This window comes from Actinoplanes sp. NPDC049265 (assembly GCF_043197135.1).
Classification (GTDB): Bacteria; Actinomycetota; Actinomycetes; order Mycobacteriales; family Micromonosporaceae; genus Actinoplanes.
In genome coordinates this window covers 1-1,226 of sequence record NZ_JBICSP010000068.1, presented here as the reverse complement: position 1 = coordinate 1,226, position 1,226 = coordinate 1, and the positions used below count along the sequence as shown (strand labels likewise).

Annotated in this window: 1 protein-coding gene; it reads right to left on the bottom strand. The window is 61.6% G+C overall.

Annotated features, from left to right (window positions below; translation table 11 throughout):
• Positions 1-36 precede the first annotated feature (36 nt).
• On the bottom strand, positions 37-1,226 hold a 1,190-nt coding region (locus ACGFIO_RS44340; protein ID WP_392837336.1), incomplete at its 5' end, for an IS256 family transposase.

Below are 1,226 nucleotides of genomic sequence, written 5' to 3'. Positions count from 1 at the left end.
GGGTCCGTAACGTGGACGGTGTTTCTGGCTCTTCGGTTAGTAAGTTTCGGCGGCCGGCCAGCGGTCACCGAATGTGATGGCGAAGGCGTTGATCGCTGGTTTCCAGCGGATCGTCCATCGTGTACGTCCAGCCCCGGTGGGGTCCAGGCTGCGGGTCACAAGGTACAGGCATTTCATGGCGGCTTGTTCGGTCGGGAAGTGTCCGCGGGCTCTGATTGCTCGCCGGTAGCGGGCGTTCAGAGATTCGATCGCGTTGGTCGAGCAGATCACCGCGCGGACTTCGACGTCGTAGTCGAGGAACGGGATGAATTCGTTCCAAGCGTTGCGCCAGAGCCGGATCATGGCTCGGTATTGTTTTCCCCATTTCTCTTCGAGGTCGTCCAGGGCGGCAAGTGCGGCGTCCGGGTTCGGGGCGGTGTAGATGCGTTTGATGTCTTTCTTGATGGCGTCGGTGTCGCGGCGGGAGGTGAGCCGGAACGTGTTACGGATCAGGTGGATGATGCAGGTTTGCACGATGGATTGCGGCCACACGTTCGTGACGACCTCAGGTAGTCCTTTCAGCCCGTCACAGACGACGAAGAAGACGTCGGTGACGCCGCGGTTCTTCAGGTCGATGAGCACGCTGAGCCAGAATTTGGCGCCTTCGCCGCCCGTGCCGGCCCAGAGGCCCAAAACGTCTTTGCGGCCGTCCACGGTGACCCCGATCGCCGCGTAGACGGGGCGGTTGGCGACCTGGCCATCCCTGACCTTGACGACGATGGCGTCGATGAACACGGCGACGTAGACGCTGTCGAGCGGCCGGGCCGACCATTCCTGCATTTCGTCGACGACTTTGTCGGTGATCCGCGATACCGTTTCCTTGGAGATTGATGCACCGTAGATTTCCGTGAAGTGTGCGGATATCTCGCCGGTGGTCAACCCTTTCGCATACAGTGACAGCACGACCTCGTCGACTCCGGACAGGCGCCGTTGCCTTTTCTTCACGATCTGTGGTTCGAATGTGCCTTCGCGATCGCGGGGAACATCGATCTGGACCTCCCCGGCGGCGTCCGAGGTCACCGTCTTTGGCCGGGTGCCGTTACGTACGTTCGCCGACTCGCGGCCGGCTTCAGCGCGGTTCTTGTCGTGACCGAGGTGCTCGGTCATCTCCTCGTTCAGCGCCGTCTCGAGGACGTTCTTGGTGAACAATTTCAGTAACCCGCCGGGACCGGTCAGCTCCAGCCCGC